This is a genomic window from Salipiger marinus (genome assembly GCF_900100085.1).
In the GTDB taxonomy this organism is placed as follows: Bacteria; Pseudomonadota; Alphaproteobacteria; order Rhodobacterales; family Rhodobacteraceae; genus Salipiger; species Salipiger marinus.
Genome location: NZ_FNEJ01000028.1, coordinates 27,203 through 51,967 on the forward strand (window position 1 = coordinate 27,203; position 24,765 = coordinate 51,967).

Genomic DNA, 24,765 nt, shown 5'->3' on the forward strand with positions numbered 1-24,765 from the left:
CGGCAGTGATGGTTTCCGTTCTTGTGCATGTTGTCGTGCTGCTTGCCCTGTTCCTGACGGTGCCGGTTTATGCCGAGTCTGCGGCACATGGCGCGGCGCCGCACCCCGCCAGCGGTGCGGCTCCCTCTGCCGGTCAGATAAGCCTCTGTCAGGGATTTGGCCCGCAAAGCCCGCGCGACATCTCCAACCCCCACGGGCTCAATCCCGCCCGCTACGCCATGGCCCCGCCGCCCGAGGATCTGAACCTGTGCAACATCCATCTTCACTCGAATGCCGAACATATGGGGCCGGGTTTTGCCATCTATGCCGGCTCCGGGGAGCATGGCGGCTTTCGCTGCGCGGGCAGCACCTCGCTCAGCCCCGCCGAACTGACTCGCCCCGAACCGGGGCATGTGCGCTTCGACGGGGTAGAACCGGGCGACACGATCGAGGTGCACTGGGTCTATTCCTCCTGTCAGGTCGCTCCGGGGCCGGGGCTGGCCTCCTGCCTGTCGCCAACCTGCCAGAACCCTGACCTGCGCGTTGAGGCGCAGGTGTTTCTGGTGGTGAACGATCCCAACGCCTTGGATTTCCGCGATTTCATCTATTACGGCACCCTGCGCGACGGGCGCTATCAGGCGCGCTCCCTGCCCACGGGCACCGGTCAGCCGGTGCTGTTCCGCGGCTCCACCACCGGGCCTGCCTATTCGCAGGCCACCTGCTCGCCGCTGCAGGTCACATGGTCGGTGCGCCCGCGCTGCGCCCGGCTCAACATCGCCTCTCTGGACGCCTGGGCCGAGATGGGCAACGTGTTCGAGGAAACCCACAGCCACGGCGTCCGCCCCCTTGTCACCGCACCGGAATTGCTCAGCCCCATCGGGGAATAACCGCCGCCCGCACGCGCCCGCGCGAAGGCAGGCGCAAGGGCTCTTGCGCGGACCCGGCAACCTGCCTAAAGCAGCGCTATGACCCAGCATGATCGCCTCCTTATCGTCGACTTCGGCAGCCAGGTGACGCAGCTCATCGCGCGTCGCCTCCGCGAACTGAATGTCTACTGCGAAATCCATCCCTATCAGAACGTCACCGACGCCTTTCTGCAGGACTTCGCCCCTCGCGCCATCGTCTTTTCCGGTGGCCCCGACAGCGTGACCCGCGATGGCTCGCCGCGCCCGCCCAAAAGCGTCTATGACATGGGCGTCCCGATCCTTGGCATCTGCTATGGCCAGCAGGTCATGATGCAGGATCTTGGTGGCCGCGTCGAAGCCGGGCACGGCACTGCAGAATTTGGCCGCGCCTGGGTCACCCCGGCGGAAAACCGGCTGGACCTGCTGTCGGGCTGGTTCCTTGACGGCACCGGGCGCGAACAGGTCTGGATGAGCCATGGCGACCATGTCTCTGCAATCGCTCCGGGATTCGAGGTCTACGGCACCTCTCCCGGTGCGCCTTTTGCGATCACCGCCGATGTCAGCCGCCGCTTCTATGCGGTGCAGTTCCACCCGGAGGTGCATCACACCCCCAACGGGCGCACGCTTTATGAAAACTTCGTCCGCGAGGCGGGATTTCAGGGCGACTGGACCATGGATGCCTATCGCGAGGAAGCGGTGCAGCGCATCCGGGACCAGATCGGCGACAAGAAGGTGATCTGTGCGCTCTCCGGCGGGGTCGACAGTTCGGTCGCCGCCGCGCTGATCCACGAAGCCGTGGGCGACCAGCTGACCTGCGTCTTTGTCGATCATGGCCTGCTGCGGCTCAACGAGGCGGAAGAGGTCGTGGGCATGTTCCGCGACCACATGAACCTGCATGTGATCCACGCGCAGGAGCAGGAGCTGTTCCTCGGCGAGCTGGAAGGCGTGTCGGACCCGGAAACCAAGCGCAAGATCATCGGGCGCCTCTTCATCGAGGTCTTCCAGAAATACGCCGACGGCATCGAGGGTGCCGAGTTTCTGGCGCAGGGCACGCTTTATCCCGACGTGATCGAATCGGTCAGCTTCTCCGGCGGTCCTTCCGTCACCATCAAGAGCCACCACAATGTCGGCGGCCTGCCCGAAAAGATGGGCCTGAAGCTGGTGGAACCGCTTCGCGAGCTGTTCAAGGACGAGGTGCGCGCGCTTGGCCGGGAACTGGGACTGCCCGACAGCTTCATTGGCCGCCATCCCTTCCCTGGCCCCGGTCTGGCCATCCGCTGCCCCGGCGAGATCACCCGCGAAAAGCTGGAGATCCTGCGCAAGGCCGATGCGGTGTTCATCGACCAGATCCGCCGCCACGGGCTTTATGACGACATCTGGCAGGCCTTCGTGGCGATTCTGCCGGTTCGCACCGTGGGCGTGATGGGCGACGGGCGGACCTATGACTTTGCCTGCGCCCTGCGCGCCGTCACCAGCGTGGACGGCATGACTGCCGATTATTACCCGTTCAGCCATGATTTCCTTGGCGAAACGGCCACCCGGATCATCAACGAGGTGAAGGGCATCAACCGGTGCACCTATGACATCACCTCGAAACCGCCGGGCACGATCGAGTGGGAATGACCTCACGTTTTCCATACCTGTGAACCGCCAAGCCCTGTGTTAGGCTTGGCGGAGTGTTCTGTACGTTTTTAAAGGAGCGGCGTGTCATGCTCATCGCCTTTGTCCTGACTCTGGGGACAACTTTGGCCTCAGGCTTTGCCGGCTATCGTGGCACCAGCCACAAGACATGGCAGTCTGACCTGCAGGTGGCCGGGCCCGAGACCTGTCAGGACCGCACCTGCCCCGAGGCGGTCGCCCGGTATCTGGACGCGCTGGAGCGTCGCGGCGCCACTGTCTCCGAAGATCTGCGCCACGCCGAAGCCCGGCTCGCCCGTCTCAAGCAGCGGCGCGAACTCGCGGTGCTGGCGACGCTGGCGCTGGGGCTCTGCCCGCTGGCGCTTGGCCATCCGCTGCTGGTGGCGCTGGCTGTGGGTGGTGCCGGGATCGCGGCCTTTGCGCTGGGGCGCGTCGCGGCGCTGGTCACCCTTCTCAGCCATCACATCGGCGGGCTGCGCGCGCTGCGCGACGCGCATGAGCGCGAAGCGGAGACATGGCAGCGTGCCGCGCCCTCACGGTCCGGAGATTTTGCACCGATCTGACCGGCACGGAAGTCTGCGCCGGGGCTTGCCGTCCGGCGCGTCTGCGGTCACTCTGGCGCCGGGAGAGACGCAGCATGGCATCACAACCTGACGGACGGCGCGACAGCGCCGGATGGCCGGGGTCTGCCTGCGGTGATCTTTCCCGCTTCGCCCTTTCGCGGGTCCGCCCCGCCGCAACGGAAATGCCCGCCGATGACTGCCGAGACCACCGTGACCGCCCCTCCCGCGTCGCAGACCCTGCGCGCCGCGCTCTGGATGACGGGGGCGATCGTGTCCTTCTCGTCGATGGCAGTGGCGGGCCGCACGGTCAGCCTTGACCTCGACACGTTCGAAATCATGCTCTACCGCTCGCTGATCGGGCTGGTGCTGATCACCGCCGTGGTGCTGCTGACCGGACGTTGGGCCGAGGTCACCACCCGGCATTTCGGCCTGCAGATCATCCGCAACATCAGCCATTTCACCGGGCAGAACCTGTGGTTCTTCGCCATCGCCTCCATTCCTTTGGCACAGGTGTTCGCGCTGGAATTCACCGCACCGATCTGGGCGCTGCTGCTGTCGCCACTGGTGCTGGGAGAGCGGCTGACCCGCGCGCGGGTGCTGGCGGCGCTGGCGGGCTTTGTCGGCATCCTTATCGTGGCGCGCCCCTCGCCGGACACGCTGTCGCCGGGGCTGATCGCGGCGGCGCTGGCGGCCTTGGGCTTTGCTGGGTCGGCGGTGTTCACCCGCAGGCTGACCCGCAGCGTCAGCACGCTCAACATCCTGTTCTGGCTGACCGCGATGCAGGCGGTGTTCGGGCTGATCTGCGCCGGGATCGATGGCGACATCGCGCTGCCGCCCCTGACCGCTTGGCCCGCCGTGGGGGTGATTGCGGTGGCCGGTCTGGTGGCGCATTTCTGCCTGACCACCGCGCTCAGCCTCGCGCCCGCCGCCGTGGTCATGCCCATCGATTTTGCCCGGCTTCCGGTCATCGCGCTGGTGGGGATGCTGCTTTATGCCGAACCGCTCGATCCATTCGTGCTGCTGGGGGCTGCGGTGATCTTTGCGGCAAATTACGGCAATATCCTGCGCGAGACCCGCAGGGCCCGCAAAGCCTGACCCGGCGCCCCCGCGCGCCATTTGACGCCGCCTGCGCCCCGTTCTACCAGACGGGCGGATCAACGGGAGCCTGACCATGCTGTATGACACCGCGGCCGAGTGGCGTGCCGCCCCCAGAAAACGGGTGCTGCTCTTCGCCATGTCGGGGCTGGGCAAGACCCATGTCTCCTCGATGCTGCGGCATTCGGGGCGGTGGTTTCATTACTCCATCGATTACCGCATCGGCACGCGCTACATGGGCGAATATATCGTCGACAATGCCAAGCGCGAGGCGATGAAGGTGCCTTTCCTGCGCGATCTGCTGCTGTCGGATTCCATCTATATCGGCTCCAACCTGACCTTCCAGAATCTCAGCCCGGTGTCGACCTATCTGGGCAAGCCCGGCAATCCGGATCGCGGCGGGCTGCCCATGGACACCTATCGCGCCCGTCAGGACCAGTTCCGCCGCGCCGAGGAACAGGCGCTGCTGGATACCGGCTATTTCATCGACCGCGCGCAGGATCTGTATGGCTATCCGCATTTTGTCTGCGACACCGGCGGGTCGATCTGCGAATGGGTCGATCCCGAGGATCCGGAGGATCCGATCCTGACCGAGCTTTCGCGCGTGGCGCTGCTGGTCTGGGTCCGTGGCAGCGAGGCGCATACCGAAGAGCTGATCCGCCGCTTCGACCGCGCGCCGAAACCGATGGCCTATCAGCCGCAATTCCTGAGCGCCGCGTGGCAGAGCTATCTGGAGCAGCAGCAGATCACCGAAGCCGAGGTCGATCCTGACGCCTTCATCCGCTGGACCTATGCCCGCGCGCTGGCCCACCGTCAGCCACGCTACGAGGCGATGGCGCGCAACTGGGGCATCACGGTCGATGCCTCGGAGATGGCAGGGCTGACCGACGAGGCGGCGTTTACCGAAGTGATCGCGGCGGCGCTGCCCGGATAGCGGCCGCTGGCCCGGCGCCCTTGTGCTCCATCTTTTTATTAACCTTTGATTAACCATTTGCTGACATTGACGGAGAAAATGTCGCCGCAGCGGGAGCCGACTTGGTGCAGGACAGCGAAGATGTTCTTGGGTTTCTGCGCAGCGTCGTCAGCTTCGCCCAGTCTCATGACCAGCAGGCGCTGGCGCTTGTGGTCAAGACCGCGCTTCCCGCGATGCAGAGCGCGGGACCGCTCTGCAAAAGCCTGAGCATCACCTGTGGTCCTGACAGTCTGAAGGTCGCGCATTGCGCGCGCCGCTCGGCGTCCTACTGTCGGCATTTCTGCCCGCTCCACGCCGCCTAACGACTCTGGACGCGCCGTTTTCGGTGCACCTGTGCACGGCCTCGGCGGCTGCTGCCGGGGCACCTGACCGGATTCCGGACAGCGTGATTTTCATGATTGAAACCGCAGCTCTTCCTCCTCAATCTTCGACGCTGTCGGGCCGCGAGGACCCGACGGAGATCCACAGAAAAAGAGGTCATAGAGGTGAGTTGTTCGATCAGTTTCCTGTCTTTTCCCTGCGAGCCCGTGCCGCACCCTGCGGCTGTCGACATCGACCCGGACCGGACCGCGGTGCTGCTGATCGGACTTCCTGTGCACCCGGACGCGGCCCCGCAATCCGACGCGCTGCGCAATCTGGCCCGGATCTGCATCGCTGCCCGCGATACCGGCCTGCCGGTCGTGCATCTGACCGAAAGCCGGAACAGCGCATCCCGGCACGACGCGGCACAGCAGCAACGCCCCCCGCATGCGGTGCAGCGCGGCGACACGGTCTGCGGAAGTGTCGACGCCCTGCACCGACTGCTGGCCGAGCGGGGCCTGCGCCGCATCATCGCGGCGGGCCGCTGCCACGACGGCGCGGCGCTGTCGCTGCTGAACGGGCTGGTGGCCGCAGGCGTCGAGCTGCTGCTGCTTCCCGACGCCTGCCTTGCGGAGGCCAGCCCCGCCCCGCAGGCCACAGCGCTTGACTGTGCGGCGCTGCCCACGCCTGACCTGCTGGCGCGCATGGCGGATCTGCCGCATCACGCCTGCGCCGAGGAGATCTGAGCCTCAGTCCTCCTGAATCGGCAGCGCGGTGAACACGCCGCCCTGCCATTTCGACACCGGCGCATCGGCGGCAGGCATGGGCAGGGCCGCGATCTTTTTGGCGAATTCCGCCGAATTGCGCTTGGGCCGCCAGCCCAGATAGCGGGCGCCGGAATTGTCCCACCAGCTTGTGTCATTGTCCGAGGCGCCCCAGATCACCGGGCAGCCCAGCCGGGGCGCCCGGAACACGCAGGCGATGAGCGACACAAAATCCTCTGGCGCGAACCAAGTGGCCAGCGCCCGGCGGTCGATGGGCTCCGGCGTGACCGAGCCGATGCGCACCAGGGCCGTTTCCTGCCCGAACTTGTGGAAATACATCAGCGCCACCGCCTCGCCAAAGCTTTTGGACACGCCATACCAGCCATCGGGCTTGTGCGCGGCATCGGTGCCCAGCCGTGCGTCCTGCGGATGAAACCCGACCACATGGTTGGAGGAGGCAAAGAGGATGCGTGGCTGGCCATGGCGCCGCGCCGCCTCGTAAAGGTTGTGCAGCCCGATGATGTTGGACTGCAGGATCGACCCGAACGGCTTTTCCACCGAAATGCCGCCCAGATGCACCACCCCGTCGCATCCCGCGACCAGCCGGTCCACCGCTTCGGCATCCGCCAGATCGCAGGTCACCACCTCGGCGCCTTCGGGGGCATCTTCGATCGGCACCAGATCCGACAGGCGCAGCGTCTCCGCCACCCCGCCCATTTCGGTGCGGATCATCCGGCCCAGCGTGCCAGCCGCGCCCGTGATTAGCAGTTTCTTCAGCATAAGACCCTCCGTCATTGCCGCGAAGCCTAAAGTCATACGATAACGTGTCAAGATTCATATTGCAGCTTCGCCCTCTCCCGCTACACTGCCCGCTGCGCAACAGGAAAGGAACCCGGCCATGCGGCACAGGCAGGTCGACCCACAAAGCCCGCGCCCCAATCTGGTGCAGCAGCTCGCGGACAGCCTGCGGGCGGAAATTGCGGCGGGCGCCATTCCGGTGGGCGGGCGGTTGCCGTCGGAATCGCGGCTGAGTGCGGCGCATGGCGTGTCGCGCACCGTGGTGCGCGAGGCGGTGGCGGCCCTGCGCGCCGACGGGCTGGTGGCCGCGCGGCAAGGTGCGGGGGTCTTTGTGCAGCAGCTTCATCCGCATGGCGGCTCTCCCTTTCAGGACATTGATCCTGAACGCATTTCCTCGATCCTTGATGTGCTGGAACTGCGCGCCGCCGTCGAGATCGAGGCAGCGGGCCTTGCCGCACAGCGCCGTGCCGCAGCACAGGAAGAGGCGCTTTTTGCCGCCCTTGCCGCGCTGGAGGCCGCCCATGCCGCAGAGGGGTCCGCCACCGCCGAAGATTTCGCCTTTCACCGCGCCGTGGCCGAGGCGACCCAGAACCCGCGCTTTGCGCAGTTTCTGGACATGCTGGGGCCAGAGGCCATTCCCCGTGCCCGCCTCTCCGACCAGCGCCCGGCGCAGGCGGAGTATCTGGCGCAGATCCAGCGCGAGCACCGCGCCGTCGCCCATGCCATTTCCGCCCGCGATGCCGCAGCCGCCCGGGCCGCGATGCGCGATCATCTGGAACAGGGACAGGCCCGCTATCGCCGGATGTTGCGGCGCTGAGCCGACTCATCATACAAGTTGTTGACAAGCCCCCAGCGCACCGTGATAACGCTGCGGCATCCAGCGAGGAGGAAGAGCATGGATCCCCAAGAACTCAAGACGGCCCTTGGCGCGGGGCTGCTGTCCTTTCCGGTGACGCCCTTCGGCGCTGATGGCGCCTTTGCCCCCGCCCCCTATCGTGCGCATCTGGAATGGCTGTCGGGCTTTGGCGCCTCGGTGCTGTTTGCCGCCGGGGGCACGGGCGAATTTTTCTCGCTGACCCCTGCCGAGATGCCCGCGATCATCCGCACCGCCAAGGAAGGGGCTGCGGGCACGCCCATCGTCGCGGGCTGCGGTCTGGGCACCCATATGGCGGTGGAGATGGCGCAGGCGGCAGAGGCCGCAGGCGCCGACGGTCTGCTGCTGCTGCCGCATTACCTGATCGACGCGCCGCAGGAGGGGCTTTACGCCCATGTCAAAGCGGTCTGCGATGCCGTGCAGATCGGCGTCATGGTCTATAACCGCGACAATTGCATCCTTGCTCCCGACACGCTGGCCCGGCTCTGCGAGGCCTGCCCCAATCTGGTCGGGTTCAAGGATGGCTCGGGCGAGATCGGTCAGGTGCGCCAGATCACCGCGACCATGGGCGACCGGCTGACCTATCTGGGCGGGATGCCCACGGCAGAGCTTTTTGCCGAGGCCTATCTGGGCGCGGGCTTCACCACCTACAGCTCTGCCGTGTTCAATTTCGTGCCGGGGCTCGCCATGGAATTCTACCGCGCCCTGCGCGCGGGCGAACGCGACATCTGCGAGGATATCCTGCGCGATTTCTTCTATCCGTTCATGGCGATCCGCAACCGCCGCAAGGGCTATGCCGTGGCCGCGATCAAGGCCGGGGTGCGGCTGGCGGGCTTTGACGCGGGTCCGGTGCGTGCTCCGCTCTGCGATCTGACCGGCGAGGAAGAAGAGATGCTGCGCGCTCTCATCGCCACGGCGGGCAAGGCATGAAGATCGCCGAAATCCGCACCCATCTGCTGGATGTCGCGCTGGAGACGCCGTTTGAAAGCGCCTCCATGCGGTTCAGCCGCCGCCAGCATGTGCTGGTGGAGGTGATCTGCGACGATGGCACCATCGGCTGGGGTGAATGTCTGGGCCCCGCTGCGCCCAATGCGGCGGTGGTGGCCGCCTACGCGCCGCATCTGATCGGGCGCGATCCGCTTGCGACCGAGGTGATCTGGCAGGACATGTACAACCTGCTGCGCGATCAGGGGCAGCGCGGCCTGACCATGACGGCGCTGTCGGGCATCGACATCGCGCTCTGGGACATCAAGGGCAAGCGCTTTGGCGTGCCGGTGTCGGTGCTGCTGGGGGGCCGCGTGCGCGAGACCGTGCGCGCCTATGCCACGGGGGGCTTCCGCCGCGACGGTGTCGACCGTGTGACGGACAATGCCGAGGATTGCGCCCGCCATGTCGCCCAAGGCTTCCATGCGGTGAAGATCAAGATCGGCTTTGACGTGGCCGAGGATCTGGCGGTGATCCGTGCGGTGCGCGAGGCCATCGGCCCCGACGCCCGGCTGATGATCGACGCCAATCACGGCTATTCCGTGGGCGAAGCGCTCGCCTTGGGGCGGCAGGCGGCGGATTACGGCATCGACTGGTTCGAAGAGCCGGTGATCCCCGAACATCTGTCGGGCTATGCCGAGGTGCGCGCGGGCCAGCCCATCCCGGTGGCGGGCGGCGAGACTTGGCATGGCCGCTTCGGTTTTGCCGAGCCGCTGGCGCGGCGGGTGATCGACATCGCGCAGCCTGATCTCTGCGGCAGCGGCGGCTTTACCGAAACCCGGCGCATCGCCGACATGTGCGCGCTGCACGGCATCCGGCTGGTGCCGCATGTCTGGGGCACGGGCGTGCAGATCGCCGCAGCGCTGCAGTTCGTGGCGGCCCTGCTGCCCGATCCGCCACGCCGGGCGCCGCTGGCGCCGATCCTCGAATATGACCGCACCCACAACCCGTTCCGTCAGGCGGTGCTGACCCGCCCGCTGGAGCCGGAGGCGGGCGTTTTCACCATCCCCGATGCGCCGGGGCTGGGGATCGAGATCAACCGCGACGCGCTGCGCGAGTTTGCGCCGCGCGCCTGACGAGCTAGCCGCCCCCGATCGTCTGGCCTGCACGGATCAGCCCGCTGCCCAGCGTGTCCAGCACAAAGGCCCCGGCCGAGCGCACAAGCCCCAGCGGATCGCCGCTGTCGCTGCCGCGCTCGGCCACCATCCGCGCCAGTTCGGTATAGCGGTTGTGATGCAGCGCGTTGACGGCGGGCAGGCCCGAGATGTCGATCAGCTGCACATCGGCGCTCTGTGCGGCCCGCGCCACCACGGGATCGTCGACATTCAGCGCCCCCAGCCGGGTCCGCCCGGTAGAAATGCGCGAGGACATGGCCAGCGCCCGGTCGTCCCGCGCCACCATCACCGTCAGCGGACGCGGCAGCGGCTGCAGCGGTGCCAGCTGCTGGCGGAACACCAGCGGATCTATGTCGGGCGCGATCAGCAGCACGTCCAGATCATCGGTCACGTCACGCCGCCCGGCCAGTGCCAGCGTGCGCAGCGCCTCCATGGTCAGCCAGCCGCCCATGGAATGCCCCGCCAGCAGCGTGCGGCCTTCGGCGCGGCTCACATCCGCCAGCACGCGCGCCAGCGCATCGCGCGAGGCCAGCGCCTCCTGCCGGTCGCCGACATAATCCAGCACCTTCCCCTGCGAGGGCCAGCTGAACAGCACCGGCGCGCCCCCCCGCCCGGTTTCCGCCGTCAGCCGGGCCAGCTCCAGCAGCGCTTCGGGAAAGCTGTAATTATAGCCATGCACAAAGACCGTCACCGGCTCCGCAGCCTGCGCGTTGCGCTGTGCAACTTCGGCGGCAAAGCCGGACCGGTCCAGCGCACCATGCCCGACCACAAGGAAATCCTGCGAAGGATCGGGGGTATCGGTCATCCAGAAAACGCCGCGCGCCCGGGGCTGCTCCGGCACAGAGATGTCATACCAGCGATAGGACATCCCGATGGCCGGCCCCGCGCCGAAGCCGATGGCAGGCGGCGCCATCGGGGCGCGGGTGGTGGCCACATAGACCCGCACCACCCGCAGGTCCGGCCCGGGCGCGGGCTGCGGGGTCAGCGCCTCCGGCCCCGGGCGCGGGGTGCAGGCGGCAAGCAGCATGAACAGCGCCAGCAGCAGGGCCCTCATCGTGCCACCCCGCTGTCTTGCGGGCAGCGATGGACGCCTGCGCCGCCGCCGCGCGCCGTCCCTCCGCATGCCGACAGGTCATGGTCGCCAAGCTTGGCAACGTGACGGCCCAGCCACAGGCCCGGCGCTTTGCCTGCGCAAGCTGCTGTGACGCGGCGCGCGCTTTCCGGGTCGGCCCGTCGCGTTGTCATGGATCGAAAGGCCATCCAGCTTTGCCATGGCGCGAAACAGCCCGCCTGCCCGGCGCTGCCGGGTTTCGATGCGCCTCCGTTCCTGAACGGCGCCCCCGCAAGCGCGTGACCCGTGCTGCCTGCGACAAGGCGCAAGGTCGTTGCTGGTCGCCCGCCGCAACTGCCGCCAAAGCATTGGAAAGTCGTGCAGGCCCCAAACCTGCCGGGCATCTTCAGCGCCCCTTTGTGACCTTTACGACGTCGGTCCGTTCCGTGGGAACAGGCTGCCGCAGCGGGGCGCACGGGGCTGGGAGCCCAAGCCCAGCCTCCACGTCCCGCTGCAAGGGTCAGACCGCCTTGCCGCATCGGCGCCTGCCCTGACCCCGCGACGGGGCCAGCCACACGCCGCGCCTCGACAGTCCCCGCGCCAAGCTTCCGGTCCATGCAGGCCGACTGCTTCTGACGGACAGCACATGTTTGATGCGGCATTCGCGGCTCCGAGCGCTGGGGAGCGACAGCCCCGCTCAAGCGGCGATGCCCGACCTTCCGGGCAATTGGCGCGGCACCCGGGTGGCGATCCGGGCACAGGCGGATGTGGTCCGGCCCCTGTGACGCCATGTTCCGGCAGCCTGCCCGCCGCGCCCATGGCTCTGCCTGAGCGGCAAGGGGCGGTAATATGTGATTGCAGGCAGTTTCGCTGGCCCGCCCTCTACGCCGCAGACACGGGCCTGCAGTGGAAGCTGGAGCCACAATCGGGGGCATCTGGCCTGTGCCTGCGAGCAGAAAAGATGTCCGGCGGCCGGTTGCCGCCTCAACCGCTTTGGCCACGGATCCGGCCCCCTGCCCATTCAAGGCGTGACCGATGCACAGACAGGCGCGGTTCTGCAACAGCCTGCGCAGTTTTGCAGAGGCTCGTCTTTTGCGACGCGGTGCCGCCCTGTCGAGATGGCGCAAGAGCATCGGCCTGCCGACATTTGCTCCGACAGGGGAGACTGCAGATCCGTAGTCCGCCCGAGCCGAGACGGCGGACTTTTGGCGGCCACAACAGGTGACCAAGGCGGCGCCCGGTCTTGGCCTGTGCTGACCGGCGCGGCGTCGAGGCTTTGCCGCAGCCGCCCGCCCAGACACAGGCCCGAAGGGACCGTGAGAGCTGCTGTTCGCCGTCTCGTCAGGCAGCGCCTGTTCGGGCGCAGCATTGCGGGGTCCGATGAAAGCGCTCCAGCGCTGTCCGATCCTGCTGCCCCGCTGTTTCGCCAGCGCGCCCCTTTCGCAACGGTGACCGCATTCTTCGGACGTCCGAGGTTTGTGCCCGGGCTCCATCCCTGATACGCGGCACTCCGGGCTGACCGCGACGTTCATCGCTGCGCAGGGGCCCCTCCGGGACCAGACGCCAGCGACAGGCGGAGGGCAGAGCGAAAGCCGCCCCACGTTTCTCCACCCTACCCGCGACGTCGGTCCATACCGTTGCCGTGCGAAACAGGGCGCAATGCGCAGCTTCCGCCCCTCCCGTCGTAGCAGGGCAGACGCCAGGTTCCCTGGGAACGAAGGCCTGTTTGCAAGGCCGGAGCCTTCGTCCAAGACCATGCCGAATGTCAGCATCCTACGCATGGCGAATTTGCCTCACAGCCGTGCCACCGGTTCCGTCCGGGCTGTTTTCGCCGCAGTCCCCGCGCCTGTCAACGCGCGGCGGCGGAACAGCGGCCATCCGTCACGGTAGGCCCTTGCCTCAGGCGGCGCGGTGCAGTCCGGAGGCCTGCGCGGACTGTCCCTGTTCCTCCCCGATCTCGAAACTTTCGGTCAGTTCGGACAGCTTGCCAGCATCGCTGCGCAGCATGTGCACCGCGGCGGTGCTTTCCTCGACCATGGCCGCGTTCTGCTGGGTGACACGGTCCAGATTGCTGACACCAAGGTTGATCTCGTTCAGCCCCAGCGCCTGTTCCTGCGACACATTGGCGATCCCGCTGACCAGACCCGAGATCTGTCCCACCTTTTCAACCACCTGCGACAGAGCCTGACCGGCGCGTTCCACAAGCTCCACGCCGTCTTTCACCTGCTCGGCAGAGCCGCTGATCAGCGCCTTGATCTGCTGGGCCGCATCGGAACTGCGCTGTGCCAGCGCCCGCACCTCGGAGGCCACCACGGCGAAGCCCTTGCCGGAGGCCCCGGCCCGTGCGGCCTCGACCCCGGCATTCAGCGCCAAGAGGTTGGTCTGGAAGGCGATGTCGTCGATGACGCCGATGATTTCGCTGATCTGTTCCGAGCTTTTCTCGATTCCGGCCATGGCTTCCACGGCGGAGCGCATGACCGAGCCGTTCTGGTCAGCCAGCTGCGAGGCGGTGCGCACGGTGCTTTCCACCTCCTGCGCGGATCCCGCCGCCTGCCGGACGCTGGACAGCATCTGTTCCAGCGCGGCAGCGGTTTCCTCCAGCGTGGCGGCCTGCGTTTCGGTGCGATGCGACAGATCGTCGGAAGCGCGCGCCATTTCCTCGGCGCTGGAATGGATGTTCATCGCGCCAGCGCGCACATTGCTGAGCGCGTCGCGCAGACTGCTGACCGCGCGGTTGTAATTGGCGCGAAGCCCTTCATATTCATCAGGAAAGCGCTGGTCGATGCCCCGGCTCAGCACACCTGCGGCCAGCCGGTCCAGCCCGTCGCTGAGATGCTGCACCACGAGGTTCTGCGCCTCATGCGCGGCGCTTCGGCTTTCTGCGGCGGCGCGGCCATCGGCCAGCGCCACCGTCAGATCCGCCAGATGCCGGGCAAGGCCGCCAAATTCGTCGCGCCGCGTCCGCATCGGAACCTCGGTGTCGTAATCACCCGCCGCGATGCGGCTCATGGCCTGATCCACCTGCCGCAGCGGCTGGGTGACGAAGCGGCGCATGGCCAGCATCGTCAGCACCATCATCACGGCGAAGGTCACCGCAGCCGTCGCCAGCATCTGCATCTTGCGGCTGAAAATCGCGGCAATCACGGCATCATCCGACCAGCTCATGACCAGCGCGCCCCCCGCCACCGCGGGATCGGCGGTCGGCACCGGAATCGCGATCAGATGCCCGTCCTCCGCTTCCACCCGGCTGTTGGAGGCCAGCGCGGCCGCCGCCAGTTCCAGCAGCACGCCGCGGTCCAGATCCACGTCTCCGCCCTCGGCCACGGGCGCCCCGTCAGCGCCGATCACCAGCCCTGCAACGGAGTTTTCCCCGCCGCTCAGCAGCGCGTCGGACAGCAGAAGCTGCGCCCGGGGGGCATCCATGAAGCGCAGCGGCTGCACCAGAGAGATCGCGGCGGCCTCGGTCGCCTTCTGCGCGGTTTCGGCCACGCCATCCTTCGCCACCCGATCGGCGATGCGCCAGGACTGCCACGCCATGACGGCGGCGACTGCCAGTGTGGAGGCCGCCAGAAGCAGCGCGACACGGAAAAACACGGATGCCAAGTGGCTGCGCAGGCGTGGCGCCTTGATCTGACTGGCCATGGATACCCCCAAAAGCGGTTTACTGCATCATTTCGGCGTTGATTCCGACGGTCATCGCACCAATCGGGGCGCCGGTGACCGGGTCGGACAGGGTGAAGGACATCTGGGTCTGATAGACCCCACGGGAATCGTCGAATTCGATCTGAGAGAAGTGCCGCGCCCCGGTCCCTTTGGCGAAAGTTTCGGTGAACTTCGCCTCGTCGCCCTGCCAGATGTCAGAGGTGATCCCGGCAGAGGCGACGTTGAGCCCGTGGACATCCATCATGAACACCTCGGTGATGAGACCCTTCGACTCCTCCATCCGGGCGCGCAGGAAGTCCGACGCCGGGGTCTGGAGCACCGAATCCACCAGCGGCGCGGGCGTGCGGCCCAGTTCGGCGGACCAGCGCTGGTCGAGTTCGGTGTAAGCCGCAGCCTCCAGCCCGGCATGGCGGATGTTCTGCGCCTCGAGCGCCGACATCAGCAGCGGATCCTGCGCCCAGGTCATCACCTGTCGGTCAAGGTAGACGCCAAGCGCATCGCCCACATCCAGCGCGTGAACCGGGGTCGACAGAAGAAGGGCGGCGGTCAGGTATTTCAGCATGATGTCTCTCCAAGGCTGCGGGGCTCTGCGGCCCGTTGCCCCCCTTTTACGGAGAGAATCCTGCGACTGTCTTAAGCCCTGCGCATTTTAAGCAGTATCTCGGCAAAGCGGTGGCGCGCGGCGATCTCGGTGGCAAAGCGGGCCTGCAGCGCGGCAAGATCCGGCTGTGTCGGCAGCGGCCCCAGCGGCAGGTAATGACGGCCCGCGACCAGCGGCGGCGCCAGCGGTTCGGACATCACCGGCTTGCCGGCCAGACAGGCGGCCAGAAGCCGCGGCGCCTCGGTATAGACGCCCTCGGTGTAGTGCAGGTTGACGACCGCCGCCGCCCCTGCAAGCTCTGCCGCCAGCGCCGCGCCGAAGACCCCGTTGGGCAGCATCCGGATGCCGTGCCGGGCCACCAGATCCGCGCGCCGGTCATTGGCCGCGCCAAAGAACACCGCCTCCTTGCCGGGCACGAAATCGGGAATCCGCTGGGGAAAGACATAGGGGCCGAAATCGAGCCGGTGACGCAGCAGCCGCCCTGCCAGCCCATAGACCGGCGCATTCGAGACCGAGAGATCCAGCACCCGGTGACAGGCCAGCAGATGCTTGCGCAGCCGACCGGGCCGGACCTTTTTCCACATCGGGCGGCCTTCGGCATCGCGGATCTGCTCGGTCTGGATGCCCAGCTGGCGGCGTCCGAGCGCGGGCAGACGGGGTCTGAGCCGGTGCAGCCCCACCAGAATGTCCACCGGCAGCGCCATTACCGCGGGATCGGTGATGCCGCGCGCCAGATCCCGCGCCAGTTCCGCCAGAACCGGATGCGGCGCCACAAAGACCAGTGCCCCATGCGCGATGCGTTCTTCGGTATGTTGTGCCATCTGTCCTGCTCCACGGTCGGGGATCCGGGGCTGGGTGAAAGAAAGCCCCCGCCTTGTCCAGTGCCATCGCCGCCGCGACGGCCCTCTGCCCTTGCGCCCGGCGGCGCGGCGGGCCACCACTGTCGCCAGAGGATGACGGAGGCCCTGATGCCCTATCTTGCGCTTGTGATGGCCGTGCTGGCGGAAACTATCGGCACCGCCGCGCTGCAGGCCAGCCAGCAGTTCACCCGGCCGCTGCCGTCGGTGATCGTGGTCGTGGCCTATGCCGCCGCCTTCTACCTGCTGTCGGTGGTGCTGAAGGTGATGCCGGTGGGGCTGGCCTATGCCATGTGGTCGGGGCTGGGCATCGTCTTCATCTCGATCATCGGCTTTGTGGTGTTTGGCCAGCGGCTGGATCTGCCTGCGGTGGCGGGAATTGGGCTGATCCTTGCCGGAATCCTCGTGATCCAGCTCTTTTCCAGCAGCGCGCCGCATTAGGGGCTGGCCTTTTACGCCCGTCAGGGCTAACCCCCGCGCAAAATCCCCCGGATAAGGCTTTCCCATGGACCTGCGCAATATTGCGATCATCGCCCACGTCGACCACGGCAAGACGACGCTTGTGGACGAGCTGCTGAAACAGTCCGGCGCCTTCCGTGAAAACCAGGCCGTGGCTGAACGGGCCATGGACAGCAATGATCTGGAACGCGAGCGCGGCATCACCATCTTCGCCAAACCCACCTCGGTGGAATGGCGCGGCACCCGGATCAATATCGTCGACACACCCGGCCACGCCGATTTCGGCGGCGAGGTGGAACGCATCCTGTCCATGGTGGACGGCGTGGTGCTGCTGGTGGATGCCGCCGAAGGCCCGATGCCGCAGACCAAGTTCGTGACCTCCAAGGCGCTGGCGCTTGGCCTGCGGCCCATCGTGGTGCTGAACAAGGTCGACAAGCCCGATGCCGAACCGGACCGCGCGCTGGACGAATGTTTCGACCTTTTCGCCAATCTGGGCGCCGATGAGGACCAGCTGGATTTCCCGCACATGTATGCCTCGGGCCGCAACGGCTGGGCCGATGCCGAGCTGGACGGGCCGCGCAAGGATCTGAACGCGCTGTTTGCGCTGATCGTCAATCACGTCCCTGCCCCGCGCCAGATCAAGCGTCAGGACGACGATTTCCGCATGCTGGCCACCACGCTTGGCGCTGACCCCTTCGTGGGCCGCCTGCTGACCGGCCGGATCGAGACGGGCCGCGTCAAGGTCGGCCAGACCGTGCAGGCGCTGTCGCGCATCGGCCAGAAGATCGAACAGTTCCGCGTGACCCGCGTGCAGGCCTTCCGCGGCCTTGGCCAGCAGGACATCGAGGAAGGCAGCGCGGGCGACATCGTCTCGCTGGCGGGGATGACCAAGGCCACCGTGGCCGACACCATCTGCGCGCTGGCCGTGGACGAGGCGCTGGACGCCCAGCCCATCGACCCGCCCACCATCACCGTGACCTTCGGCATCAATGACAGCCCGCTGGCGGGCCGCGACGGCAAGAAGGTGCAGTCCCGCGTCATCCGCGAGCGGCTGATGAAGGAGGCGGAATCCAACGTCGCCATCAAGATCAAGGACACGCCCGGCGGCGAGGCTTTCGAGGTTTCGGGCCGTGGCGAACTGCAGATGGGCGTGCTGATCGAGAACATGCGCCGCGAGGGCTTCGAGCTGTCGATCTCGCGCCCGCAGGTGATCATGAAGGAAGAAGACGGCAAGCGCATGGAGCCGGTGGAAGAAGTCACCATCGACGTGGATGACGATTACACCGGCGCCGTGATCGAAAAGATCACCGGACCGCGCAAGGGCGATCTGGTCGAGATGAAGCCTGCAGGCGCTGGCAAGACCCGGATCGTGGCGCATGTGCCGTCGCGCGGGCTGATCGGCTATCACGGCGAATTCCTGACCGACACCCGCGGCACCGGCGTGCTGAACCGGGTGTTCCACGGCTGGACCCAGCACAAGGGCCCGATCGAGGGACGCCGCGCAGGGGTGCTGATCTCCATGGAGAATGGCGAAGCGGTGGCCTATGCGCTGTGGAACCTCGAGGACCGGGGCCGGATGTTCCTTGGCGCGCAGGCGCCGGTCTATACCGGCATGATCATCGGCGAGCACAGCCGCGAAAACGATCTGGAAGTGAACCCGCTCAAGGGCAAGAAGCTGACCAACGTGCGGGCCTCCGGCACCGACGAGGCGGTGCGCCTGACCACCCCCATCACGCTGTCGCTGGAAGAGGCCATCGCCTATATCAACGACGACGAACTGGTCGAGGTCACGCCGAACGCGATCCGTCTGCGCAAGCGGTATCTTGACCCGCATGAGCGCAAGCGCATGTCCAGAAGCGCCTGAGCCGCGCTATGCTCCCGGGCGAATCAAGTCCGGGAGCCCCTCATGACCACCCACCCCGAACGCCTGAGCTTTGCAGACTGGGCCCGCCTGCCCGGGCTGTGGTCCGGTCGCGTGGAAGGCCAGCGCTTCGGCACGGAAGTCACCGTGCTGTTCGTGGCGCTGGACCAGCCCGGCAGCGGGCCGAAGCTGCATGTCCATCCCTATGACGAGCTGTTCATCATCCGCCGGGGCCGCGCCCGCTACACCATCGGCGACGAGGTGATCGAGGCAGGCGAAGGGGACATCCTGTTTGGTCCCGCCGAAGTCCCGCACCGTTTCGAGGTGCTGGAGGCGCCGTTCGAGAGCACCGACATTCATCTGTCGGAACGCTGGATCCAGATCGATCTGGAGTGAGGTCGCAGGGGCCACGGGCGCTGGTTCATTGGCGGCAGACGGCAGAACCGGGGGCTCTGCCCCCGTCCGCTGGCGCGGACTCCCCCGGGATATTTGGGGCCAATGGAAACCGGGGTCGGGTCGGCACGGGTGCGCGGCGCTGATGTTCGGGGGCGGCTTCGCCCCCGGTCAGAACGGGCCGCGGAAGATGAAGAAGGCGCCGAGCGCGATGAAGCCGAAACCCACGGCGTGATTGAGCGTCAGCGGTTCCTTCAGCCAAAGCGCCGAGAAGCCCGCAAAAATCACCAGCGTGATGATTTCCTGCAGCGTTTTGAGTTCGGCGGCGCTGTAGACATGGTGGCCGAGCCGGTTGGCGGGCACCGCCAGCCAGTATTCCACCAGCGCGATGCCCCAGCTGATGAAAACCACGGCCCAGAGCGGGGCCGTGGGGTATTTCAGATGCCCGTACCACGCGAAGGTCATGAACAGGTTCGAGCCGATCAGCAGCAGGATCGGCAGCAGATGTGCCGCGGTCATGGAGGGGTCAGTCGCTGATCTCGACGATGAGCAGTTCGCGTTCCGACGCACCACGCGCATGTTCGAGTGCCTGCTGATACTCGGGCGAGTGGTAACAGGTCTCTGCCGCCTCGACGCTGGGGAAGCGCGCCACCACGTTACGCGGACGTTCGCGGCCTTCGAGCTGCACGAAGCGGCCGCCGCGGGCAAGGAACACGCCGCCATGCGCGGCGATGGCGGGACCCGCCAGCTTGGCGTAGCGGCCATAGGCCTCGTCATCGCTGACGGTCACATGAGCAATCCAGAGTGCGGGCATCAGATCCCCTCCACAATCACGAGGTCGCGGTTTGACGAGCGCTGCGCGATCGGCAGGATGCGCTGGTATTCCGGCGAGTTGAACCATTGCTCCGCCGCCGGGCGCGACGGAAATTCGATGACGACATGGCGGGAGGGCGCGTGGCCCTCCAGCACGGTCTGCGGGCCACCCTTCACCAGAAAGCGCCCGCCCCAGCGTTCAGCCAGCGCCATGGTCTGACCGGCATAGATCGAATATTCTTCCGGGTCGGTCACTTCGATGCGGGCAATGATGTAGACGGTCATGGCTCAGGCTCCGATCAGGGCTTCGGCGGCGGCAATCGCGGCCTCGGCGTTCTCAGTATCCTTGGCACCGCCCTGCGCCAGATCCGGACGACCGCCGCCGCCCTTGCCGCCAAGCGCCTCGACCGCGGCTTTCACCAGATCGACGGCGGAGATGCGGTCGGTCAGATCGGCGGTGACGCCTGCGGCCACGGCGGCCTTGCCGCCGGTATCGGCGATCAGCAGCACCACGCCGGATCCGAGCCGCGCCTTCATCTCGTCGATGAGCGGCGGCAGATCCTTGCCCTGCACCCCCGAGATGACCTGCGGCAGGAAGGCGATGCCCGCGACGTCGCGCGTCTCGGCCCCGCCCTGCGCACCGCCCGACATGGCCAGATCACGGCGCAGCTGCGCGATCTCGTTTTCCAGACGGCGCCGGTCGTCAAGCAGCGTGCTGACGCGGGCCACGGTGTCGGGGCCGGTCACCTTCACCAGCGCCTCGATCTCGGCCAGCGCCGCGTCGCGGCTGCGCAGCAGGGCCATGGCGGCCTCGCCGGTCAGCGCCTCGATCCGGCGGACCCCGGAGGCGGAGGCGGATTCGGAGGTCAGGGCAAATGTCCCGATCTCGCCGGTCTGGGTGACATGGGTGCCGCCGCAGAGTTCCAGCGAATAGGTGGCGCCATCGCTGCCCTTGCCCGAGCCGGTGAGACGGCCCATGGACACCACACGCACCTCGTCGCCGTATTTTTCGCCAAAGAGCGCCTGCGCGCCGATGGCGCGGGCATCGTCGGGGGTCATGATGCGGGTGGTGACTGCGCTGTTCTGGCGGATGAAGGCGTTCACCTCGCTCTCGACCTGCGTGATCTCCGCAGCCGTCAGCGCCTTCGAATGCGAGAAATCGAAGCGCAGCCGGTCCGGCGCGTTGAGCGAGCCGCGCTGTGCCACATGCGGGCCCAAGGCGCGGCGCAGCGCCTCGTGCAGCAGGTGGGTGGCGGAGTGGTTGGCGCGGATGCGGGCGCGGCGGGCGTGATCCACCTCCAGCGCCACGGCTTCGGAGCGGCGGAAGGTGCCGGAACGCACCGTGACCTGATGCGCGGTGATGCGGCCCCCGGCCATCTTCTGCGTGTCGGTGACCTCGGCCTGATCGTCCTCGTCGTCAAGGCGGCGCAGCCAGCCGGTATCGCCGACCTGACCGCCCGACTCGCCATAGAACGGCGTCTGGTTCAGCACGATCCAGCCGGTTTCGCCCGCCGTCAGCGTGTCGACCACGGCGCCGTCCCTGACCAGTGCCAGCATCTGGCCTTCGGCGGTTTCGGTGTCATAGCCCAGAAAATCGGTGCCGCCATGGGTTTCGGCCAGATCGAACCAGATCGCCAGATCGGCGGATTCGCCGGTGCCGGACCATGCCGCGCGGGCCTTGGCCTTCTGTTCGGCCATGGCGCTGTTGAAGCCGTCGGTATCGACCTCGCGGCCGCGCTCGCGCAGCGCGTCCTGGGTCAGATCGAGCGGGAAGCCGTAGGTGTCGTAAAGCTTGAACGCCGCCTCGCCGGGCAGCCGGGCCGCTTCGGGCAGGGTCGACAGTTCGTCATCCAGCAGCTTCAGCCCGCGGTCCAGCGTCTGTTTGAAGCGGGTTTCCTCCAGCCGCAGCGTTTCCTCGATCAGCGGCTGCGCGCGGACCAGTTCGGGATAGGCCGCGCCCATCTGCCGGACCAGCGACGGCACCAGCTGGTGCATCACCGGATCCTTGGCCCCCAGCATATGGGCATGGCGCATGGCGCGGCGCATGATCCGGCGCAGCACATAGCCGCGCCCGTCATTGCTGGGCATCACCCCGTCCGCGATCAGGAAGGAGGTCGAGCGCAGATGGTCGGCGATGACGCGGTGATGGGTCTTGCCCGGCCCGTCGGGATCGGTGGAGGTGGCGTTGGCCGAAGCCTCGATCAGGGCGCGGATCAGGTCGGTGGCATAGTTGTCATTGGTGCCCTGCAGCAGCGCCGCCACCCGTTCGATGCCCATGCCGGTGTCGATGGACTGCATGTCCAGCGCGCGCATCGAGCCATCCTCGAACTGCTCGTTCTGCATGAAAACGAGGTTCCAGATCTCGACGAAGCGGTCGCCATCCTCCTCGGGCGATCCCGGAGGGCCACCCCAGTATTTGTCGCCGTGGTCAAAGAAGATCTCGGTGCAGGGGCCGCAGGGACCGGTCGGGCCCATCATCCAGAAGTTGTCATTGGTGGGAATGCGGATGATCCGGTCATCCGAGAGCCCTGCCACCTTTTTCCAGATATCCGCCGCCTCGTCATCGGTGTGATAGACGGTGACCAGCAGCCGGTCCTTGGGGATGTCGAGCTCGCGGGTGATCAGCTCCCAGGCGAAGGGAATGGCTTCGGATTTGAAGTAATCCCCGAAGGAGAAGTTGCCCAGCATCTCGAAGAAGGTGTGGTGCCGGGCGGTGTAGCCCACATTGTCCAGATCGTTATGCTTGCCGCCCGCCCGCACGCATTTCTGCGCGGTGGTCGCGCGCTTGTAATCGCGGTGTTCGACGCCGGTGAACAGGTTCTTGAACTGAACCATGCCGGAATTGGCGAACATCAGCGTGGGGTCGTTGCGCGGCACCAGCGGGCTGGAGGGCACCACCTCGTGGCCCTGCCGGGCGAAGTAATCGAGAAAGGTGGAGCGGATATCGTTCAGCGTGGGCATGCGTCTTCCTTGCGCCTAGTCTCAAGCAGTCCTCAAGCGGTCCGCGCAGGTGTATCGCTCTGCCCCGTGGCTGTCCATAAGCTGCCCGATGATTCCGCAGTCAGGCCAGCAGTCAGGCCCGCAGGCTGTCGCGCGCGGGCGCCAGCGCCTCGTCGGCCACCAGCCACAGGCCCGAGCCGATGACCAGCGCCACCCCCAGCAGCGTGCCCGGCGCGGGCAGCTCGCCAAAGCCCGCAAGCCCGATGCCCACCATCCAGACGAATTGCAGGTTCATCAGCGGCGTGGCAACAAATGCGGGCAGCAGCCGCAGCGCCTCGGCACAGACATAGCGCGCGCCGAAGAGGCAGAGCGCATATGCGGCGATCCATGCCAGATCCGCCAGCGCCATCGGCTGCCAGACAAAGGGCAGCGCCACCCCCATCACCAGCATCAGCGCAAGATTGGGCCAGAACACCTGCGCCAGCGGCTTGCGTTCGGCGCGGGCGATGTGCCGGGAGGCGAGCATGGATCCGGTGCCGGAGGTGGCGGCCAGCAGCGCCCAGCCATGCCCGGCATCGAGCCCCACCTGCCCGTCGGGCATCAGGCACAGGATGCCGCCCGCGCCAAGGCTCAGCGCCAGCCACCCTATGGGGCGCAGCGGCTCGCCCAGCAGGGGGCCAGAGAGCGCTGCGGCCAGCAGCGGCATCAGCCCGATGAACAGGAACACATCGGCAAAGGGCAGCAGGCGGAAGGCCTGGAAAAAGGCCAGCGCCGCCACCACGGTCAGGCCCGCGCGCAGCGCCATGCTGCGGCGGGCGAGCACCGCCAGCCCCTGCCCCGTGCGCCGCGCCGCCCATAGCGCCATGCCCACCACCAGCGCCGAGGACAGCGCAAAAAGCTGCGGCGCGGCATAGCCCCCGGCGATCAGCTTGGTAATGCCATCGGCGGCAGAGATCATCGCGGTGTAAAGCGCCACCAGCGCCGCGCCGGTGACGGTGGCGTGCCGTGCGGGGGTCATGCGCGCGCCACCCGGGCGAAACCTTCGAAGAAGGCGTCAAAATGCGCCGATTCCCGCGCCAGCGTGTCGAGCAGATCCAGCGCCTGCGGCGACAGCGCCGCGCCGATCCGCCCCCGCATCACCGACCAGTCGGCGGTGCGTCCGCCGCCCAGATCGAACAGCGCCTGACTAAGTTCGCGCAGCGCCGTCCCCTGCTGCACGGCCCGGCCAAACCGCATCCGCACGGGCGCCAGCGGCTGGCGGAACGGTTCCTCTCCGATCACCGCCAGATGCCAGTTGCTGACAAGGTAATCGTGATAGTCATCCAGCACCGACAGGCCCGGCCCGGTCTCGACCTCGAACAGATGCGCCTCGCGGCGCAGCCACGCGGTCCAGAGCACGGGGGGCGTCTGCCCGGCATAGCGCAGCGCGATGCAGATCTCTGACAGCAGGTCGGAATTCTGCTCCAGAAAGGCGAGGTTGCCGGCGAAATGCAGGCTGGTGACCGCCTCCGGTGCAAGGCGCGGATCATGCCGCCCGTATTCGCTGAGGTAAAAGACGATATGGGTCAGCTCATAGGCGGCCTTCTTGTTGGGCAGCGCAAAGGTCTGGGCCCGGGCGCAGAAGTCGCGCAGCCGGTCGGCCAGCCCCGGATCGGCGAGCTTCGGCGCGACGCCCCGGCGGGCCAGCAGGCGACAGGCCTCCATCCGCTGCAGATCCGACAGTTCGGCCCCGGCAAGATCGGAGCGCGCCGCAGCCTCGGCCAGCCGCAGCCCCTGATCGCCGGGCAGCCCCAGATCCTCCAGATCCAGCGTGATCGACAGCAGGAAGCGGTAATATTGCGGAAAGAAGGCCAGCCGCTCTGCCGCACTGTCATAGAAGGCCTGATGCGCCTCCAGCGCCCCGGGGTCCAGCCGCGCGCCGGTGCATTCGAGGATGTTCAGAAGCTCGGCGTTTTCCTTCAGCCAGAACACATCCTCCTCGCGGCGTCGGTGCCGGGCCACGCAGTCCAGCAGCGCCATGGCGCGGGACGGCATCGGGGCAAGACGCGGGACGGGACGAAGGGTGACGATGTTGGACATGATCCGTGCTCCCAAGGAAAAGGCGAGGCGCGCGGAGGCCGCTGGCGCTGCGGCCCCCGC

The 24,765-nt window shown here is 67.1% G+C and carries 24 protein-coding genes; 12 read left to right on the forward strand and 12 right to left on the reverse strand.

The features are described 5' to 3' along the window. Positions 1 to 8 precede the first annotated feature (8 nt). The 5 genes from BLR51_RS22960 to BLR51_RS22980 all read left to right on the forward strand — a co-directional run bounded on the left by BLR51_RS22960 (position 9) and on the right by BLR51_RS22980 (position 5,114). Positions 9 to 866 carry a delta-class carbonic anhydrase gene (locus tag BLR51_RS22960; RefSeq protein WP_089851384.1) on the forward strand — a complete coding sequence of 286 codons (858 nt, stop codon included), beginning with the start codon at positions 9 to 11 and terminating at the stop codon, positions 864 to 866. Positions 867 to 944: 78 nt separating this feature from the next. Beyond that, positions 945 to 2,507 carry a glutamine-hydrolyzing GMP synthase gene (guaA, locus tag BLR51_RS22965; protein WP_089851386.1) on the forward strand — a complete coding sequence of 521 codons (1,563 nt, stop codon included), beginning with the start codon at positions 945 to 947 and terminating at the stop codon, positions 2,505 to 2,507. Positions 2,508 to 2,593: 86 nt separating this feature from the next. Further along, positions 2,594 to 3,085, forward strand: coding sequence for a hypothetical protein (locus BLR51_RS22970; protein WP_089851388.1), 492 nt, complete (start codon positions 2,594 to 2,596; stop codon positions 3,083 to 3,085). 192 nt (positions 3,086 to 3,277) lie between these two features. After that, complete coding sequence (locus BLR51_RS22975; RefSeq protein WP_089851391.1) at positions 3,278 to 4,180, forward strand: DMT family transporter; 903 nt, start codon at positions 3,278 to 3,280, stop codon at positions 4,178 to 4,180. Between the two features lie 76 nt (positions 4,181 to 4,256). Further along, on the forward strand, positions 4,257 to 5,114 hold the full coding sequence (locus tag BLR51_RS22980; protein ID WP_089851393.1) for an ATPase: 858 nt from the start codon (positions 4,257 to 4,259) through the stop codon (positions 5,112 to 5,114). A 38-nt stretch (positions 5,115 to 5,152) separates the two neighbouring features. Here the strand turns inward: BLR51_RS22980 and BLR51_RS27845 are convergent, their stop codons facing one another. Next, on the reverse strand, positions 5,153 to 5,398 hold the full coding sequence (locus BLR51_RS27845) for a hypothetical protein (protein WP_165616910.1): 246 nt from the start codon (positions 5,396 to 5,398) through the stop codon (positions 5,153 to 5,155). 240 nt (positions 5,399 to 5,638) lie between these two features. On the opposite strand from BLR51_RS27845, the gene BLR51_RS22990 reads away from it, so the two are divergent. Next, positions 5,639 to 6,199, forward strand: coding sequence for a cysteine hydrolase family protein (locus BLR51_RS22990; RefSeq protein ID WP_089851397.1), 561 nt, complete (start codon positions 5,639 to 5,641; stop codon positions 6,197 to 6,199). Positions 6,200 to 6,202: 3 nt separating this feature from the next. On the opposite strand, the gene BLR51_RS22995 is transcribed toward BLR51_RS22990, so the two are convergent. Then, positions 6,203 to 6,997, reverse strand: a complete 795-nt coding sequence (locus BLR51_RS22995) for an NAD-dependent epimerase/dehydratase family protein (RefSeq protein WP_207543679.1) — start codon at positions 6,995 to 6,997, stop codon at positions 6,203 to 6,205. Between the two features lie 118 nt (positions 6,998 to 7,115). On the opposite strand from BLR51_RS22995, the gene BLR51_RS23000 reads away from it, so the two are divergent. From BLR51_RS23000 to BLR51_RS23010, 3 genes are all read left to right on the forward strand, one after another. Then, positions 7,116 to 7,832: a FadR/GntR family transcriptional regulator gene (locus BLR51_RS23000; protein WP_089851399.1), complete on the forward strand. Its 717-nt coding sequence runs from the start codon at positions 7,116 to 7,118 to the stop codon at positions 7,830 to 7,832. A gap of 78 nt (positions 7,833 to 7,910) precedes the next feature. Continuing rightward, a complete protein-coding gene (kdgD, locus tag BLR51_RS23005) occupies positions 7,911 to 8,819 on the forward strand; it encodes a 5-dehydro-4-deoxyglucarate dehydratase (protein ID WP_089851401.1) in 909 nt (302 codons plus the stop codon). Next, a complete protein-coding gene (locus tag BLR51_RS23010; protein WP_089851403.1) occupies positions 8,816 to 9,949 on the forward strand; it encodes a mandelate racemase/muconate lactonizing enzyme family protein in 1,134 nt (377 codons plus the stop codon). The genes kdgD and BLR51_RS23010 overlap by 4 nt, the downstream gene beginning before the upstream one ends. 4 nt (positions 9,950 to 9,953) lie before the next feature. Here the strand turns inward: BLR51_RS23010 and BLR51_RS23015 are convergent, their stop codons facing one another. The 4 genes from BLR51_RS23015 to BLR51_RS23030 form a co-directional block, all read right to left on the reverse strand. Then, positions 9,954 to 11,042 carry an alpha/beta hydrolase gene (locus BLR51_RS23015; protein ID WP_165616911.1) on the reverse strand — a complete coding sequence of 363 codons (1,089 nt, stop codon included), beginning with the start codon at positions 11,040 to 11,042 and terminating at the stop codon, positions 9,954 to 9,956. A gap of 1,896 nt (positions 11,043 to 12,938) precedes the next feature. After that, entirely contained in the window at positions 12,939 to 14,681 is a 1,743-nt protein-coding gene (locus tag BLR51_RS28300; protein WP_242656820.1) for a methyl-accepting chemotaxis protein, read from the reverse strand. A gap of 19 nt (positions 14,682 to 14,700) precedes the next feature. Continuing rightward, positions 14,701 to 15,264 carry a hypothetical protein gene (locus BLR51_RS23025; RefSeq protein ID WP_089851407.1) on the reverse strand — a complete coding sequence of 188 codons (564 nt, stop codon included), beginning with the start codon at positions 15,262 to 15,264 and terminating at the stop codon, positions 14,701 to 14,703. Positions 15,265 to 15,335: 71 nt separating this feature from the next. Then, a complete protein-coding gene (locus BLR51_RS23030; RefSeq protein WP_089851409.1) occupies positions 15,336 to 16,124 on the reverse strand; it encodes a hypothetical protein in 789 nt (262 codons plus the stop codon). A 147-nt stretch (positions 16,125 to 16,271) separates the two neighbouring features. Here BLR51_RS23030 and BLR51_RS23035 point away from each other — a divergent pair, with 147 nt between their 5' ends. The 3 genes from BLR51_RS23035 to BLR51_RS23045 all read left to right on the forward strand — a co-directional run bounded on the left by BLR51_RS23035 (position 16,272) and on the right by BLR51_RS23045 (position 18,876). Further along, positions 16,272 to 16,601 (forward strand): SMR family transporter, encoded by a 330-nt coding sequence (locus BLR51_RS23035; RefSeq protein WP_089851411.1) that lies wholly within the window; start codon positions 16,272 to 16,274, stop codon positions 16,599 to 16,601. A 64-nt stretch (positions 16,602 to 16,665) separates the two neighbouring features. Continuing rightward, positions 16,666 to 18,483 (forward strand): translational GTPase TypA, encoded by a 1,818-nt coding sequence (gene typA / locus BLR51_RS23040; RefSeq protein ID WP_089851413.1) that lies wholly within the window; start codon positions 16,666 to 16,668, stop codon positions 18,481 to 18,483. Positions 18,484 to 18,525: 42 nt separating this feature from the next. After that, positions 18,526 to 18,876 (forward strand): cupin domain-containing protein, encoded by a 351-nt coding sequence (locus tag BLR51_RS23045; protein ID WP_089851415.1) that lies wholly within the window; start codon positions 18,526 to 18,528, stop codon positions 18,874 to 18,876. A gap of 168 nt (positions 18,877 to 19,044) precedes the next feature. On the opposite strand, the gene BLR51_RS23050 is transcribed toward BLR51_RS23045, so the two are convergent. From BLR51_RS23050 to BLR51_RS23075, 6 genes are all read right to left on the reverse strand, one after another. Beyond that, entirely contained in the window at positions 19,045 to 19,392 is a 348-nt protein-coding gene (locus tag BLR51_RS23050) for a DMT family protein (RefSeq protein ID WP_089851417.1), read from the reverse strand. A gap of 7 nt (positions 19,393 to 19,399) precedes the next feature. After that, the gene (locus tag BLR51_RS23055; protein WP_089851419.1) at positions 19,400 to 19,687 is read right to left on the reverse strand and encodes a DUF1330 domain-containing protein; all 288 of its coding nucleotides are present in this window, start codon (positions 19,685 to 19,687) and stop codon (positions 19,400 to 19,402) included. After that, positions 19,687 to 19,971, reverse strand: a complete 285-nt coding sequence (locus tag BLR51_RS23060) for a DUF1330 domain-containing protein (RefSeq protein WP_089851421.1) — start codon at positions 19,969 to 19,971, stop codon at positions 19,687 to 19,689. The genes BLR51_RS23055 and BLR51_RS23060 overlap by 1 nt, the downstream gene beginning before the upstream one ends. 3 nt (positions 19,972 to 19,974) lie before the next feature. Beyond that, a complete protein-coding gene (alaS, locus tag BLR51_RS23065) occupies positions 19,975 to 22,647 on the reverse strand; it encodes an alanine--tRNA ligase (RefSeq protein WP_089851423.1) in 2,673 nt (890 codons plus the stop codon). Between the two features lie 112 nt (positions 22,648 to 22,759). Then, complete coding sequence (locus BLR51_RS23070) at positions 22,760 to 23,644, reverse strand: DMT family transporter (RefSeq protein ID WP_089851425.1); 885 nt, start codon at positions 23,642 to 23,644, stop codon at positions 22,760 to 22,762. Beyond that, complete coding sequence (locus BLR51_RS23075; RefSeq protein ID WP_089851427.1) at positions 23,641 to 24,705, reverse strand: DUF6902 family protein; 1,065 nt, start codon at positions 24,703 to 24,705, stop codon at positions 23,641 to 23,643. Before BLR51_RS23075 ends, BLR51_RS23070 begins: the two co-directional genes overlap by 4 nt. Between the last annotated feature and the right edge of the window lie 60 nt (positions 24,706 to 24,765).